Source organism: Ruegeria sp. CL6 (assembly GCF_056536465.1).
Genome location: NZ_JBQFPR010000004.1, coordinates 119,957 through 134,795 on the forward strand (window position 1 = coordinate 119,957; position 14,839 = coordinate 134,795).

The 14,839-nt window shown below is 56.5% G+C and carries 17 protein-coding genes, 1 tRNA gene and 1 pseudogene; 13 read left to right on the forward strand and 6 right to left on the reverse strand.

Features of this window, described 5'->3' with window-relative positions:
• The first annotated feature begins 2 nt into the window (after window positions 1-2).
• From ACR0LH_RS12895 to ACR0LH_RS12920, 6 genes are all read left to right on the forward strand, one after another.
• Window positions 3-1,259, forward strand: a complete 1,257-nt coding sequence (locus ACR0LH_RS12895; protein WP_480721268.1) for a nitrous oxide reductase family maturation protein NosD — start codon at window positions 3-5, stop codon at window positions 1,257-1,259.
• Window positions 1,249-2,142, forward strand: a complete 894-nt coding sequence (locus ACR0LH_RS12900; protein ID WP_480721269.1) for an ABC transporter ATP-binding protein — start codon at window positions 1,249-1,251, stop codon at window positions 2,140-2,142. The genes ACR0LH_RS12895 and ACR0LH_RS12900 overlap by 11 nt, the downstream gene beginning before the upstream one ends.
• Window positions 2,139-2,960 (forward strand): ABC transporter permease, encoded by an 822-nt coding sequence (locus tag ACR0LH_RS12905; protein ID WP_480721270.1) that lies wholly within the window; start codon window positions 2,139-2,141, stop codon window positions 2,958-2,960. Before ACR0LH_RS12900 ends, ACR0LH_RS12905 begins: the two co-directional genes overlap by 4 nt.
• Window positions 2,957-3,472 carry a nitrous oxide reductase accessory protein NosL gene (locus ACR0LH_RS12910; RefSeq protein ID WP_480721271.1) on the forward strand — a complete coding sequence of 172 codons (516 nt, stop codon included), beginning with the start codon at window positions 2,957-2,959 and terminating at the stop codon, window positions 3,470-3,472. The genes ACR0LH_RS12905 and ACR0LH_RS12910 overlap by 4 nt, the downstream gene beginning before the upstream one ends.
• The gene (locus tag ACR0LH_RS12915; protein ID WP_480721272.1) at window positions 3,469-4,365 is read left to right on the forward strand and encodes an FAD:protein FMN transferase; all 897 of its coding nucleotides are present in this window, start codon (window positions 3,469-3,471) and stop codon (window positions 4,363-4,365) included. The genes ACR0LH_RS12910 and ACR0LH_RS12915 overlap by 4 nt, the downstream gene beginning before the upstream one ends.
• A gap of 335 nt (window positions 4,366-4,700) precedes the next feature.
• Window positions 4,701-5,003 (forward strand): hypothetical protein, encoded by a 303-nt coding sequence (locus ACR0LH_RS12920; protein ID WP_480721273.1) that lies wholly within the window; start codon window positions 4,701-4,703, stop codon window positions 5,001-5,003.
• Window positions 5,004-5,396: 393 nt separating this feature from the next.
• Here ACR0LH_RS12920 and ACR0LH_RS12925 read toward each other — a convergent pair whose 3' ends face one another.
• The gene (locus ACR0LH_RS12925; RefSeq protein WP_171124923.1) at window positions 5,397-6,308 is read right to left on the reverse strand and encodes a LysR family transcriptional regulator; all 912 of its coding nucleotides are present in this window, start codon (window positions 6,306-6,308) and stop codon (window positions 5,397-5,399) included.
• A 107-nt stretch (window positions 6,309-6,415) separates the two neighbouring features.
• On the opposite strand from ACR0LH_RS12925, the gene ACR0LH_RS12930 reads away from it, so the two are divergent.
• The 7 genes and pseudogenes from ACR0LH_RS12930 to ACR0LH_RS12960 form a co-directional block, all read left to right on the forward strand.
• Window positions 6,416-7,192, forward strand: a complete 777-nt coding sequence (locus tag ACR0LH_RS12930) for a CmcJ/NvfI family oxidoreductase (protein ID WP_480721274.1) — start codon at window positions 6,416-6,418, stop codon at window positions 7,190-7,192.
• Window positions 7,193-7,204: 12 nt separating this feature from the next.
• Window positions 7,205-8,170, forward strand: a complete 966-nt coding sequence (locus ACR0LH_RS12935) for an LLM class oxidoreductase (protein ID WP_480721275.1) — start codon at window positions 7,205-7,207, stop codon at window positions 8,168-8,170.
• 12 nt (window positions 8,171-8,182) lie between these two features.
• On the forward strand, window positions 8,183-8,971 hold the full coding sequence (locus ACR0LH_RS12940) for an SDR family NAD(P)-dependent oxidoreductase (RefSeq protein ID WP_480721276.1): 789 nt from the start codon (window positions 8,183-8,185) through the stop codon (window positions 8,969-8,971).
• A gap of 92 nt (window positions 8,972-9,063) precedes the next feature.
• Entirely contained in the window at window positions 9,064-9,909 is an 846-nt protein-coding gene (locus tag ACR0LH_RS12945) for an enoyl-CoA hydratase/isomerase family protein (RefSeq protein WP_480721278.1), read from the forward strand.
• Between the two features lie 83 nt (window positions 9,910-9,992).
• A complete protein-coding gene (locus tag ACR0LH_RS12950) occupies window positions 9,993-10,979 on the forward strand; it encodes a zinc-dependent alcohol dehydrogenase family protein (RefSeq protein ID WP_480721280.1) in 987 nt (328 codons plus the stop codon).
• A 456-nt stretch (window positions 10,980-11,435) separates the two neighbouring features.
• On the forward strand, window positions 11,436-11,744 hold the full coding sequence (locus tag ACR0LH_RS12955; protein WP_480721524.1) for a hypothetical protein: 309 nt from the start codon (window positions 11,436-11,438) through the stop codon (window positions 11,742-11,744).
• A pseudogene (locus ACR0LH_RS12960) lies at window positions 11,675-12,316 on the forward strand (aldo/keto reductase); the annotation flags it as partial. The gene ACR0LH_RS12955 and the pseudogene ACR0LH_RS12960, both read left to right, overlap by 70 nt.
• Window positions 12,317-12,489: 173 nt before the next feature.
• Here ACR0LH_RS12960 and ACR0LH_RS12965 read toward each other — a convergent pair.
• The 5 genes from ACR0LH_RS12965 to ACR0LH_RS12985 all read right to left on the reverse strand — a co-directional run bounded on the left by ACR0LH_RS12965 (window position 12,490) and on the right by ACR0LH_RS12985 (window position 14,835).
• Window positions 12,490-12,618: a hypothetical protein gene (locus ACR0LH_RS12965; RefSeq protein WP_480721282.1), complete on the reverse strand. Its 129-nt coding sequence runs from the start codon at window positions 12,616-12,618 to the stop codon at window positions 12,490-12,492.
• A 286-nt stretch (window positions 12,619-12,904) separates the two neighbouring features.
• Window positions 12,905-12,979: transfer RNA gene (locus ACR0LH_RS12970), tRNA-Phe, on the reverse strand.
• Window positions 12,980-13,058: 79 nt separating this feature from the next.
• Window positions 13,059-13,241, reverse strand: a complete 183-nt coding sequence (locus ACR0LH_RS12975; RefSeq protein ID WP_170486320.1) for a DNA gyrase inhibitor YacG — start codon at window positions 13,239-13,241, stop codon at window positions 13,059-13,061.
• Window positions 13,238-14,260, reverse strand: coding sequence for a ribonuclease E/G (locus tag ACR0LH_RS12980; protein WP_480721283.1), 1,023 nt, complete (start codon window positions 14,258-14,260; stop codon window positions 13,238-13,240). The genes ACR0LH_RS12975 and ACR0LH_RS12980 overlap by 4 nt, the downstream gene beginning before the upstream one ends.
• Window positions 14,257-14,835 (reverse strand): Maf family protein, encoded by a 579-nt coding sequence (locus ACR0LH_RS12985; RefSeq protein WP_170486322.1) that lies wholly within the window; start codon window positions 14,833-14,835, stop codon window positions 14,257-14,259. Before ACR0LH_RS12985 ends, ACR0LH_RS12980 begins: the two co-directional genes overlap by 4 nt.
• Between the last annotated feature and the right edge of the window lie 4 nt (window positions 14,836-14,839).

The window sequence follows — 14,839 nt, forward strand, 5'->3', positions numbered from 1 at the left end:
ACATGCGTTGGTCCCTGCTCATACCGCTCCTGCTCGGCTCGCCCCTTTGGGCGGCGGACTGGAATGTGCCCAATCGGGCGGGGGCCATCAACGAGATACTGGCGCAGGCGGCGGATGGGGACACCCTCCGCCTGAGCCCTGGCGTTTACACTGAAACGCTGGTTCTGGACCGGCCCGTTACCCTCGACGGGCTGGGACAGGCCACCATTGACGGACAAGGTGAGGGCAGCGTCATCACCGTGACCGGGCCCGGCGTGACCCTGCGCGGGCTGACAGTGATCGGCTCAGGCTCGAACCATGACGGGATCGACAGCGGCATCCAACTGACCAAGACGGCCAAAGCGCCGGTGGTCGAGGATAACGTGCTGCTGGGCAATCTCTACGGCATCGACATCCACGGTGCAAAAGACAGTATCGTGCGCGGCAACCGGATTGAAGGGCGGCAAGACCGGCGGGTGAATGACCGTGGCAATGGCGTCTATGTCTGGAACGCGCCGGGGGCTGTGGTTGAAGGCAACGATATCCGCTATGGCCGTGACGGGATCTTTGTGAACTCGTCCAGAAAGAACATCTTCACCGGCAATCTGTTCCGCGATCTGCGCTTTGCCGTGCACTACATGTATGCCGACGACTCGGTGGTTAGCGACAATGTCTCGATCGGCAATGATCTGGGCTATGCTGTCATGTTTACGTCCAACGTGAAGGTCACCGGCAATGTGTCAATTGGCGACCGCGAGCATGGCGTGATGCTGAACTATGCCAACAAGAGTGTAATCTCAAGAAACGTTGTAAAGGGCGCGAAAGAGAAATGTACTTTCATCTATAATTCGAACAAGAACGAATTCACCGACAACTGGTTCCAGGGATGCGGCATCGGCATACATTTTACCGCTGGCAGCGAGCGTAACCGAATCGTCGGCAACTCATTCATCGGGAACCGGACGCAGGTCAAATACGTCTCGACCAAATGGGTCGAGTGGTCCGAAGACGGACGCGGCAACTACTGGTCCGATTTTGCCGCATATGATGTGGATGCCAACGGCATCGCAGATTCCCCCTATCGCCCCAATGACTCGATGGACCATGTGCTGTGGACCCAACCCGCAGCCAAACTTCTGCTCGGCTCCCCCGCCGTGCAGCTGGTGCGCTGGTCGCAATCCGCTTTCCCGGCTCTATTGCCGGGCGGTGTGATGGACAGCAACCCATTGATGCAAGCCTCTGAACCCCCAGCTATAAAAATGGTGCCTCATGATGGATAAGGCCCTGACGATTGACCATGTTTTCAAGAACCAGGGCAAAACCCGCGTTCTCGACGATATCACCCTGTCTCTTGCCCCCGGCCAGCGCGTAGCGCTGCTAGGCCATAACGGCGCGGGCAAGTCGACGCTGATCAAATCCATTCTCGGCCTTACGCCAATCAACGGCGGAGCCATTCGGATCGGAGACACCACTCCAGGCAGCGCTCAAGCGCGGCGCGAGACAGCGTATCTGCCCGAAGCAGTGTCGTTTCACCCGGCCCTGACCGGACGCGAACAACTGACCCTGTTTGCGCAGCTTTCGGGTGTAAAAACCGATGTGCTCGGCCTGTTGGAGCGCGTTGGCTTGAGCGACGCTTTGGACCGCCGGATCGGCGCTTATTCTAAAGGCATGCGGCAACGTCTGGGTCTGGCGCAGGTTCTGCTTGGGCAGCCGAAAGTGGCGCTGTTGGACGAGCCGACCAGCGGATTGGACCCGATCTCGCGGCAGGATCTCTATGCCATCATCGACGACTTGGCCGGGCAAGGTACCGCCATTCTGATTGCGTCCCACGCCCTGACCGAGGTTGAGGCCCGCACTGACCGCATCGCCATAATGCGCAAGGGCCGGATGGTCGCCAATGACACGCTGACTAACCTATCCGCGCTGGCTGGCCTGCCGATCCGCCTGCAGGTCCGCGCCAGTGCCAACCCCGAAGCGCTTGCCGCCGAATTGGGCGGCAACCGGATCAACGGTTCGTCGGTCGAACTGCTCTGCACCCCAGATGACAAGATGGAGGCCCTTCGCCGCATCGCCGGGTTGGGCGACGCGGTCTCGGATGTGGAAATGACCCCGCCCAAGTTGGAAGACCTCTATCGCCACTACGCAAAGGAGGATTTGCAATGACCCGCTTCCTCGCCATCACCCGCACCGAGATGCTAATCCTGCGCCGCAACCGCTGGCTGGTGGTTGCCACGCTGATCATGGTGCTGTTCGCTTTGGCGCTGACATTTGCAGGCAGCGCGCCCACCGGCACGCTAGGAGTCGATATGCTGACCGTCTCGGTCGCCTCGATGACCACGCTGTCGGTCTACCTCGCTCCTCTTTTGGCGCTAATGATTTCCTTCGACGCCATCGCGGGCGATGTGGACCGGGGCAGCCTGTCGCTGCTGCTGTCCTACCCCGCCGGGCGCGGAGAAATCCTGTTGGGCAAGTTCACCGCCCACCTCGCCGCGCTGGCCTTTGCCATGACCGTTGGTTTCGGCACCGCCGGCGCGATTGCCGCGTGGTTCGGCGGCGCTGGGCCTGAAAGCCTGATGGCATTGGTCCGTCTCATCCTCACGTCCATCCTGTTGGGTGCCGTGTTTTTGGCGCTGGGATACCTACTGTCCGCCCTGGCGAGGGGCGCAACAGCGGCGGCAGGTCTGTCGGCCGGGCTCTGGCTGGTCTTTGTCGTCCTCTATGATCTGGGCTTGTTGGGAGCCGTCGTCATGGATGAGGGCGGCACATTCACCCAATCCGTCTTTCCGTGGGTGATGGTTGCCAACCCGGCCGACGCATTCCGTCTGTGGAACATTGCCGCGACCGAGGGCGTTGCGATGGCGTCCGGCATGACCGGAGCCGTACAGGCCCTGCCCGTCTGGGCTGCGCCCGCGTCGCTGCTGATCTGGCCGATGCTGGGCTTTGCCCTAGCGCGGCTTGCTTTCCGGAAAGTTGAGCCATGAAACGCCTTGCCCTGATCGCGCTGATCGCGTTGAGCGCCTGTAAGGAAGAAGTCGCCGAGGCACCTGACCCGGTCGATTTGACCCCGGATGCGCTTAGCTTTTTCTGCCAGATGAGTATCGCCGAACACGGCGGACCAAAGGGGCAAATCCATCTGGAAGGCTACCCCACGCCGCTGTTTTTCGCTCAGGTGCGCGACATGCTGGCCTATCTGAAAAGCCCCGAACGCGATGCCAAGATCACCGCCGTTTACGTCAGCGACATGAGCGTCGCGTCCAGTTGGCGGCAACCAGGGATTTCCAACTGGATTGACGCAAACGTCGCCAGCTTTGTCGTCGGCGCAAATGTCGCCGGGGGCATGGGCGCGCGCGAAGTGGTGCCCTTTGGCAATCCCGTGGCGGCCGAAGCCTTCATCGCGGATTACGGTGGCAAGGCGCTGCCGCTGTCCGGTATCCCAGATACTGAGGTTCTGGGTCCCGTCGATCTGGATCTGCAACTGGAGACCCCCGCATGACCGTTCTCACACGTCGCCGTTTCCTGACGATCTCAGCCGCCTGCGCCGCCATGCCTGCGACAGCTAGTACCGTAGCACATTGGCGCGGCAGTGCATTGGGTGCTCCAGCCAGCTTGCGGCTTGAAGGTATGACCAACACCGACGCCGCCCCGATCTTTGCTGCAGTTGAAGCCGAGCTGGATCGATTAGAGGCGATCTTTAGCCTTTATCGGCCCGAGTCTGAATTGAACCGCCTAAACGCGTCTGGACTGCTGAGACACCCTTCGTCCGAGCTGTTGGGCCTGCTTAGCCTCTGTGCCGTTCTTAACGACGTATCGGAAGGCGCGTTTGATCCGACAATTCAACCTTTGTGGAGCGCGCTCGCAAATGGATCTGGTGAATTGGAGTTGCAAACGGCCCATGAAGCAGTTGGTTGGCAGAAGGTGATAGTGAAAAGAAACGAAATCCAATTGCCTGTCCCCGGTATCGCCGCAATAACTCTGAATGGCATTGCACAAGGTGAAATAACGGATCACATCGCCAAGCTGTTACGGTCGTTCGGTTTGCAGAATGTGTTGGTGAACATGGGCGAAATTGCCGGACTGGGCAGCCGCATTGACGGTGCCGCTTGGCAGGTCGGGCTGGCCGGCCCAAATGACGTTGTGCTGACCAGTATAGAACTGCACAACCGCGCCGTGGCCACTTCGGTTCCTGGCGCGATGCACCTGAAGGACAGGGCCGGCCATATCTTTGATCCAAGGTCCCTTCTGGTGTTTCACGATGCAGTTTCAGTCTCTTCCCCGACCGCTGCGATGGCAGATGGGCTTTCCACTACATTGTGTATGATTCCAGCCGAACGGATCGACTTGGTGCTGTCCCGATTCCCGGACGCAAGTCTTGAAATTTTGGTTTGATTAGACGGGTTGGCTGATCGCAAAAAACGTCGCTTTCCCAACCGACCAAGTTAGATACTAAGCTTTCATAGCTTGGTTCTGGCCGATCGAGATTAGTGCTGCGGTCGGAGTTCCCCGGATCAAGTTTGATGTCGGTTTATTGCCAAATACCACGACTTTGCAAAGTGGCTTTCTGCGCATTGCTGTCATTGGGGCATCGCGCATCATCGGTCAAAGCGGGCTCGATACGGTCATGCGATGATATTTCGTGAGCGTCTTCTATGCGATAAAAGCTGACACCTGACAGATTTGACTGAACAGCCGCCAGCCTATTTTAGAGAAAAAGGGAACTTCGTATGAACAGATGGATTTATTCTGGGTTCGCATTGCTGGTTTCAGCGTGCAGCCCACCTCCCCAAGCTCCGTTGGTCACCGACGCGAACGGTCAGACCGTCATCCAAATCAACTCAAGCGGGCTGACATGCTACGAGTCGACCTGTCTGGAGATCACAAGGGGCAGCGTTCGCGCGATCGGCCACAAAAGAGCGCGGATTCCAAAAGGTATCGATGTCAGCAGCGGAACCGTCACCCTAGACGAGTTCAAGCGGATGCGCCAATCAGCAATGCTGGCGGGCGGACCCGGTTCTGGCAATCGATAAACGAAGGAGAGGTAGCGATATGTTCAACGATGACGTCCAGGCACGATGCCCGGAATGCGGCTCGCCGGATACGGTGATTACATTGACCGACCTCAGCCCAAAGCTGACTTTCAACAGCCCAGCAATTTCAAAGGGTTTTTCAAGAATTTTGCGTCAGCTATTCGCTTGAGTAAGGCCACAATGCTAACGCACAGAACTCGTGCACTTTCAAAACGTTTGATCCATTTAAACGAAAGGCCGATTTGGGCTCGAAGTAGACATTCGCCGAAATGTCGCGAGCGACCGCTGTGCGGACAAACCAGACATTTGTGATTGGACAAGGCACGTCTGCTTAGCGCCTGTTCCCGACCTTGGCTTCAGGATGTCTGAAAGCGCACTTGACCTGTTTTGCGCTCATGTTTCCCAAGGTGGTTTTGCCCCAATCTCTGCGATCAGAAAATCCATGAACACCCGCACTTTAGGGGATAATACATTGGACTTGGGATAGATAAGCCAAAGAACATTATCTTCTTTGGCCACAAAGTTAGGCAGAACTTGGGTTAACCGGCCTGACTTCAGGTGTTCATGCACACTCCACAGAGCGTTCAGAGAAATACCGGCCCCGGCCAGCGTTGCACAGACCTGGCTTTGGCCGTCATCGATAATCAATTGACCCTTGGCGGATGCGGGATCGAAAACCGCATCCTTGCCGGCAGGTCCTGTAAGCAGGCGTGGTTGGCGATTTTGGAAAGCAATTAAGTGGTGGTTTGTTAGATCGCTGGGAGTTTTGGGGATGCCGTGTTTGTCGAGATAATGCGGCGCGGCACATAGAACGCGCTGGTCATCTGCCAGTTTCCGACCTTTCAAGCTGGTGTCCACTAGCGGCGCGTTCCTCAGTGCTAAGTCATAACTCCCTTCGATAAGATCGAACTGAACATCTGACAGACGTAAATCGAGTGTGAGGTCGGGGTGTTGCTGAAGAAATTTAGGCAAGATCGGTGCGATGTATCGCTGTGCAAAAGTGCTAGGCGCAGCGAAGCGCAATGTGCCTCGGATGGCGGTTGTTTGCTTGCCCAAGGCCGTAAGCGCCGCTTCCTCCTGTGCGATGATCTCTCGGGCAAAAGGCAGGAAATCGGCACCTTCGACGGACAGTGACACTTTGCGCGTTGTGCGATGCAAAAGCTCGGAAGCCAGGTTCTGCTCCAACTTGGCGAGCTTTGCGCTCGAGACCGCTGGAGCCATACCCAGTGCGCGCCCAGCAGCGCTTATGTTCAGCATTTCCGCTGCTGCTACAAACAATCGCAGCGCATCTGTATCAAGTCCCATTATATCGAAAACCCGAATTATCAATCCATGGATGGGCAGTTTATATGCAAATGGATTGGCGTTAAATCCCTTTCACCGATGCAACAAAGCGTAGGAAGGAGGCGCAAATGACGCGGATAGCCACAGTCAACTACCACGTTCACAAGCCATACCGGCAAGCCTTTGAACTAGATGCAGGCGGGATTTCCGGTAATCTGGTTGCCCCCGAACTGGTCTCCACAGCCGTTACGTTAGAAGATACCCGCGCTACGACCAACACAGTTACATTTGCGTTCGATGCTGTCGAATTCATGCCGCTGAAAACGCAAGTCCAAGACTTTGCCAGGGATGCTTGGAAACCAACATACGATGCAGAACTGACATCAATGCTATTGGACAGGCTGAGTGTGTGCGATGTTGTGGTTTTTGATCATACCGTTCGCACCGATGATCCTGGTGCGACACGCAAACCCGCGCGCAACGTCCACAATGACTATAGCAAGGACGGAGCCGAACAGCGGCTTGTCGACCTGTTGGGCGCCGAAACCGCAGCGGAATGGGCGCAAGGTCACTATGCTTTTGTCAATGTGTGGCGCCCTGTGGGTCATCCTATCAATTCAGCACCCCTTGGCTTTGTTCGCCCATCATCGGTTGATCCGTCTGACTGGATCCTGCTGGACCTGATCTACCCCGAACGCAAAGGGCAAATCATGGGGCTGGTGGGAAACCCCGAACATGAGTGGATCTATCAACCCAAGATGACGCCAGATGAGGTCGCGATCTTTAACATCTACGACAATCGCGGCCTTCCATCGATTGCGCATAGCGCGCTGGATATGGTCGAGGATCCAAATGTCACTACCATTCGCAAGAGCATCGAGAGCCGCACTTTGGTGCGCTATTAAGGGGGTCCTGACATGTTGGATGAAACGCAGCCGACTGAGTTTGCCCAAATCAACGTGGCCTACAACCGGGTGTTTCGCCCGCGGCGTCTAAGCGTAGGCCTTGTGTTACCGCTTGAAGCATACGCAGTCGGCGCAAAGCCGACGCTGCGGGAACATCTGGAAGCGGCTCAGAGGGCAGAGGAACTTGGGTTTGCAGCACTGTGGCTGCGGGACGTACCGTTTAATGTTCCAAGCTTTGGTGATCCCGGACAGGTATTCGATCCCTTTGTTTATCTGGGTGCACTTGCAACGGCGACAGACCGGATTGCGCTTGGAACGTCGAGTGTAATTCTACCATTGCGCCACCCGGCACATGTGGCCAAGGCAGCGGCGACCGCAGATGTGCTGTCGGGTGGACGGTTGTTGTTGGGTGTAGCTTCGGGCGACCGCCCCGAGGAGTACCCGGCGATGAACCAGAGCTATGATGACAGGGATGAACGTTTCCGCGACAGCGTTGGCTACATCCGCGCTGTTGGATCGGACTATCCCAAGCATGAAAGCGCTCAGGGCACGCTGTATGGTGGGATTGACCTATTGCCAAAACCGCATGGAGCCCGCCTGCCGATGCTCATTACCGGTGGTAGCCAGCAAACGCCCGATTGGGTGGCACAGAACGGCGACGGCTGGATGACCTATCCGCGCAACGCCGCAGCTCAGGGGCAGGTCATCGCGGATTACCGGCGACGGGTGAAGGCCGCGGGCCAATCGGACAAGCCGGTCATGCAATCGCTTTACGTCGATGTCGTTGCCAATCCAGCTGCCCCTCCTCGCCCGATCCATCTTGGGTTTCAATCTGGCACTGGCTTCCTTCGCAGCTATCTGCGCGAGATTGAAATGCTTGGGGTCAATCACGTCGCACTGAACCTTAGGTTCAATCAAGCGCCTATCGAGGCGACCCTCGAACACTTGGCGGATACTTTGCTGCCTGACTTTTCTTAAAGGATCAGACCAATGACCAAGATTATTCTCATTACAGGTTCAACGGACGGCATTGGCTTGCTCACGGCAAAGAAGCTAGCAGCCGCCGGGCACAAATTGCTCTTGCATGGTCGTAGCGTATCTAAATTGGAGAGTGCTGCTGCCGCAGTCGGCGGTAATGTCGAAACCTATGTCGCCGATCTAAGCGATCTGTCCGCGGTGCGAGATCTAGCCGAAAGCGTACGGGCCAAGCATGACAAACTGGATGTGTTGATCAACAACGCAGGTGTTTTGAAAGCCCCGAGTTCCGTCCTTGAGAATGGGCAGGACATCCGTTTTGTCGTGAACACGCTCGCACCTTATCTGCTGACCGAATTGCTGCTGCCGATCATTCCCGCTGACGGTCGCGTTGTGAACCTGTCATCGGCAGCGCAAGCCCCGGTAAACATCAAAGCCATGCAAGGCAATGTGCCGCTTGCGGATATGGAAGCTTATGCCCAAAGCAAATTAGCTATCACCATCTGGACTCAGGATTGGGCCAAGTCGCGAGCCGAAACACCGGTTATCGTTGCTGTAAATCCCGGATCACTTTTGGCCTCAAAGATGGTGAAAGAAGGCTTTGGCGTTTCCGGCAACGACATGAGCATTGGCGTCGATATCCTGATTGAAGCGGCGCTAGGCGAGAGGTTCACCGATGCGTCAGGTGCCTATTTTGACAATGATATTGGTGCTTTCGCAAATCCGCATGCCGCAGCACGGGACAAAGATCATGTTGCCGACGTCATGACCACGATCAGGGACTTGATTGGCCGGACTGACTAACCCTCGCGGCGCGAAAGCGCCCCACACTTCCACCTTTAACTCTCCGACACCCCTCACGCATGCCGCGTCGAGGCCCAAGAAAGGACTGCCTGATGAAATACGAGAACTTTCAAACCTTTGACGTAGACGTTGAATTCGGCATCGCCACCGTGACGTTCAACTTTGGCTCCGTGAACGTGCAAGGCCAGGCAATGCTAGCCGATCTCAACAGCCTGGCAATGCGGTTGGAGCGTGACCGCGAAACCAAGGTCGTAATCTTCCAATCCGCCAATCCGGAAATCTGGGTCTGCCACTACGACACTGAGCTTCTCAAGGATATGTCGACCGAGGCGGTATCTCGCGACGATGCACAGCTTTTGGACCTGCAATCGGTTTGCGAACGGATCAGCAAGGTGCCGCAGGCCACCATCGCAAAACTGGAAGGGTATGCACGCGGTGGCGGACACGAATTGGCGTTGGCGCTCGACATGCGCTTTGCCGCGCGAGGAAAGTACAAGTTCATGCAGATGGAGGTCGGCTTGGGCATCTTACCCTGCGGCGGTGGCGCCTCTCGCATGGCGCGCCAGACCGGTCTTGGAAAAGCACTTGAGATCATCCTGAGCGCGCAGGACTATGACGCGGATGATGCAGAGCGTTTGGGCACCATCAATAAGGCGTTGGAGCCGGACGAAATTGGCCCATATGTAACCGCACTGGCCGAACGGATTGCAAAATTTCCAGCTGAGTCGATCAATGCCTGCAAGAAGATGGTCTACGAATCAATCGACAAACCCATTGATGAGGCGCTGAAAGCCGAGGCTTATTGGCTCTATCAGGCCACCAGCAAAACCCCGGCGGTCAAACGTTTCACCATCGCGGATGAACAAGGGTTACAGCACGACATCGAGAACCAGCGCAAATGGGGCGATCTGGTGATGCAGGTGCAGGACATCAACTGACTTTCCCCCCAATACATCGATCTCGTCAGACGTGCGTTGTTGCAACGTGCCCCTGATATTACGTCACAAAAAGGAACAAACCAATGAAAGCAATGGTTCTAAATTCATACGGGCCAAGTGCGCCGTTCGAGATTGTAGATATGCCCGACCCGGTCGCGACTTCTGGACACGTGATCGTCAAAGTAGCCGCCGCCAGCGTCAACACGGTCGACACAATGATCCGAAGCATGGGCGCTGACCTACCCCTTTCCCCCGCACTACCCGCGGTGCTCGGCATGGACTTTGCTGGCACAGTCGTCGCAATTGGCGAAGGTGTGACGGGTTTTGCCAAGGGCGATGAGGTGTATGGCTGTGCCGGAGGCTTAATGGACTTGCCGGGCTCTTTGGCAGAGTACATTAATGCGGATGCCCGCCTGATTGCCCACAAACCTAAGACGCTGAGCATGCGAGAAGCCGCAGCGCTGCCTCTCGTTGGCATCACCGCATACGAAGGATTGACGCGCGCCGATGTTGGCCAAGGGCAAACCGTACTCGTCCAAGGCGGCGCCGGTGGTGTTGGTCATGTCGCCGTTCAGATCGCCCGACACCTCGGCGCCACCGTTTCGGCGACAGGTCGTGGCGCAGATCAGATGGCCCTGATCGAGAGTATCGGTGCGCGTCCCTTGGACTTCACAACGCAAAAGGTTGAGGACTACGTGGCTGAGCACACCGATGGTGTAGGCTTCGACGTGGTGTTTGACAGCGTGGGTGGACCGAATATGACGAACTCGTTCGAAGCGGCGAAACTCAATGGTCAAGTCGCTTCAACGGTTGCGATGGTCGAGATTGATTTGACGCCCGCGCATTTCAAAGGTCTGTCTCTGCATGTCGTTTTCATGTTGATCCCGATGATGCACGATGTCGAACGGCAAACCCATGGGGACATCTTGCGGACACTAGCGGAACTGGCAGACGCCGGCGGGCTCAAACCGATTGTTGACGAACAGGCGTTTGGGTGGACGAATGTCGGTGCCGCCTATGCGCACCTGACAAATGGAGCTGCAGTCGGAAAAGTCGTTGTGGAATTGTAATCAGATTTAGCTGGGAATGGTGCGCGTGCAATGACCTTGCGCGCTATCTCAGTTTAAACTGCAATTGATATCGGCTATCGGTGCTTAGCTGACCTTAGTGGTTTTTGCAGCATTGGTCACTCTGGGCTCAACTCGGTCATTCGCTGCACTTGGTATGAACGACCCCTATGCGGACAAAGCCGCCTTATGCTCATCGCTTTCTGATGACTGGTCTCACACCGAAGCGGACCTTCACTACTAGCTTTACATCCTCCGAGATGCGAACGAAGCGGGCACTGCTCAAGGCGACTAACGCACAGTATCTTCCATCCGTCGCTTGCAACCACAAAGCTGTCCTATCAAAGCCTAGTTCGCGGTCGCCTGGCAGTACCGGCCCAAACACAACGGGCTAGACACCAGAGCTGAAGCATGGCTGGATAGCTTAGAAATTATCTAGTCGGGCGGATATCTCTGAATATGAAAAGTAATGCAAACAAGCTGTTAGTGACCTCGGCCATTGCTATCGCTCTTTTGGTCTCCGGTGCGGTATTTTCGGCTTCTACACAACCAGCAATCGCAGAGGCTGGTTATTTCTGGGATGAAAACGTTGAGTCTGTTGATAGAAGCCCTTGGATATTTGAAGGCACAAATGTTTTTGGCGAATTAGCACGAGTTCCACCGTCAGATTGGGTACGTACTTTGGACAAAGCGGCATATACGCCGATATCTTTTATTCCCACCGCTATGATCCAGATACCCCTCTGGAAGAAACTATGGGAGCACTAGACTATATAGTGCGCTTTGGGCGCGCGCTTTACGTCGGAATTTCAAGCTACAACTCGCAACGAACGCGCGAAGCGCTGGCCATCTTGAAAGACCTTGGCACGCCGTGCGTGATTCATCAGCCGTCGTATAACCTATTCAACCGCTGGGTTGAGCGGGACGGGCTGTTGGATACACTTGACGAATTGAACGTGGGATCGATTGCGTTCACGCCACTTGCCCAGGGTATTTTGACATCGAAGTATCTGAACGGCATTCCCGAAGACAGTCGTGCAACTAAAGGCAAGTCTCTATTGGACGGCATGATCAACGAACGTTCACTGACGAGTGTCAGGGCTCTAAACGACATAGCGGCCTCTCGCGGTCAATCATTAGCTCAGATGGCGCTTGCTTGGGTGCTGAGAGGTGGCCGGATTACGACAGCCCTTATTGGCGCTTCGCGACCTGAGCAGATCGTGGATTCCGTAGGTGCGGTCCAGAATTTGGAATTTACCGAAGCGGAACTCGCCAAGATTAACGAGGTCAGTTCGGAAGAGGAAATCAATCTCTGGGCGCGATCCTCGGAAACGGGGTAGAATTGTTGACCACTGATTTTTGGTGCAAGCAGGTTTTTCTGCGAAATCGCTTGGCGTTTCTGCTTTGGGCTCTATCAGGACGATCGCCGCAAATTACTTGAGTGACTGCTTTTCCGATGGACGCCGCGAGATGCGCGCGTGTGCAGCCCGACCTTCCAATTCCTTAGCAAAACCTATCGGTTCAGCATGCGGTCCATGTAAACTTCGATGGCGGCTACTATATGCTCCCGGTCATCCAGCAGATACGGCGCTGCCATTGCTGCCATGGCATCTAGATTGTCCGCGCGTTCGGTCACGGTCATTGCTCCTCTGTGAGAAACGACCTGGGCCGAGGGCACCTGATGTCGTGGTATTTTGCTTGCCTTGCCAAGCCGTGCCACTCCGAGCACTGCCCTGCTTTGCCACGCACAGCATTGCCTGGCCAAGTCGGAACAGCATTACATGTTAGAGTAAATAGTCAACGCTAAGCCACGCTGTCGCTCGGGATCCGCCGTTAATGCCCGTTTGGGACCCATGCGGGACCCATTTTCGCCCGAAAAAGCGTCGCGGGCCCCAGCGCACTGTAAGTTACTGATATTATTATGTTTATGGTGCCCGGGGGCGGAATCGAACCACCGACACGAGGATTTTCAATCCACTGCTCTACCCCTGAGCTACCCGGGCACGGGAACGGCGACTGCCGTTGGGTGGGGGCGTTCTATGACTTGCCACTGGCAGTGTCCAGAGCCTTTTTCACATTTTTTCAATGTGGACGTTGCAGCCCTTTATCTTCTGACGGCATGTCCGTTTCGACATCCTCTTCGCGTTGGGACGGAACGGAATATGAGCCATTCAGCCACTTGGCCAAATCAATATCCGCGCAACGTTTTGAACAGAACGGACGAAACTTCGTAGCGGTGTCTTCTCCGCAGATCGGGCAGCTCACTTCAACACCTCCGACAGAGGGATTCGGCCCCGTTTGCGCTGTAGCTCGAAATGCCCAAGCGGGGTCCAACCCGCCAATGTTGTCTCAATCGGGTCGGTCTTGAAAGCCGCACGCAGAGCCGATTCAAATCCGCGGCGATCTTTCTTGGGCATGGGGGCCAGATCCAAGGTGATTTGCCCGCCCAGACCACGCACGCGCAACGCACGGGCCAACCCCTTGGCACAGGCGAAGTTGGCCTTGGTTCCTGCCGCCAGCGACGTGTCGGCCCCTGTGTTTACATCTACGGCGACCAGGGCGCGGGTTGGTTGGATATAGAGATGACCGCCTCCTGGCAACGGCTCGGCAATCCCTTGGGCGACGTCCAGAGCGTCAAGCACCCCGTGCGTATCGAAGCCGCCAGCCTGCGTCACGACCTCGGCCGGATCCGTCCAGTCGCGCCATGCAAGAACATGTGGCCCATCGCCCTCCAACAGGAGTTCCGGCTCGGTCCCAGGATCGTTTATGACCTCATCTGCATTGGCCAACATCGCGTTGATGTCCTCGGCGATCTCGCCTGCATCTTCCCCGACACAGCACGACCGCAGAATCAATCCGTAGGAACTGCCATCCATACACTCATGAGCGATTTCCAGAAGGCGGTCACGCTCATCCTCGTCCCGGATAGAACGCGAGATGTTCAGCCCCGGAGCGTCGGGCGTCACGATCGCATAGCGGCTTTTGAACAGCACCCGATCCGTTACCGGTAGCGCCTTGCCCGGCTCGGCATAGCCGGTCACCTGAACCAGCATCAAGGCACCGGGTGACAAGCCTTTGACCTGACGCAAAAAAGCAGGTCCGTCCGGAGTAGTCAGGAACATACCGCCCTGCCCCTTGACCGGACGGTCTGCGCGGGCGCGATATATTGTTCCGGGCACAGGCGCGTCCCCTGCGATCAGGAAATCGTCAAGTTTTCCGTCGACCATCAACGCCGCGGCTTCGCGGTTGTCGATGTGGTCCAATACGATGGTGCGGCCTTTCATGATGCCTCACGATATAGGGGGTAGCCGATGCCTTGCAGCAATGCGGCGGTTTCAGACAGTGGCAAGCCAACGATACCTGTGAAGGAACCGGAAATCCAAGGAATGAACGCGCCTGCTGGTCCTTGAATCGCGTAAGCACCCGCCTTGCCCTGCCAATCGCCGGTTGCCAGATAAGCGTTGATCTCAACGTCGGACAGGCGCTTGACCTTGACCTGAGAAACCACATCGCGCTGTAGCACGCGCTCGCCACGCCGAACCGCGACCGAGGTGATCACCCGGTGCCGGCGGCCGGACAGAGCGTGAAGAAATTCGGCCGCCTGCCCTGCGTTCTCGGGCTTGCCCAATATCCGGCGCCCCAGCGCAACCGTGGTATCGGCGCAGAGGGTGATATCATCACTATCCGCCTGAACCGCCTGCACTTTTGCCCGCGTGATGCGGTTGCAATACGGGACGGGCAATTCGCCCTTCAGGGGCGTTTCGTCGATATCTGGGGCGCGGATGGCATCGGGCTGCACGCCAAGCTGGGCCAACAGGTCCAGCCGCCTTGGGCTGCCCGATCCTAAAATAAACGCCATTGGG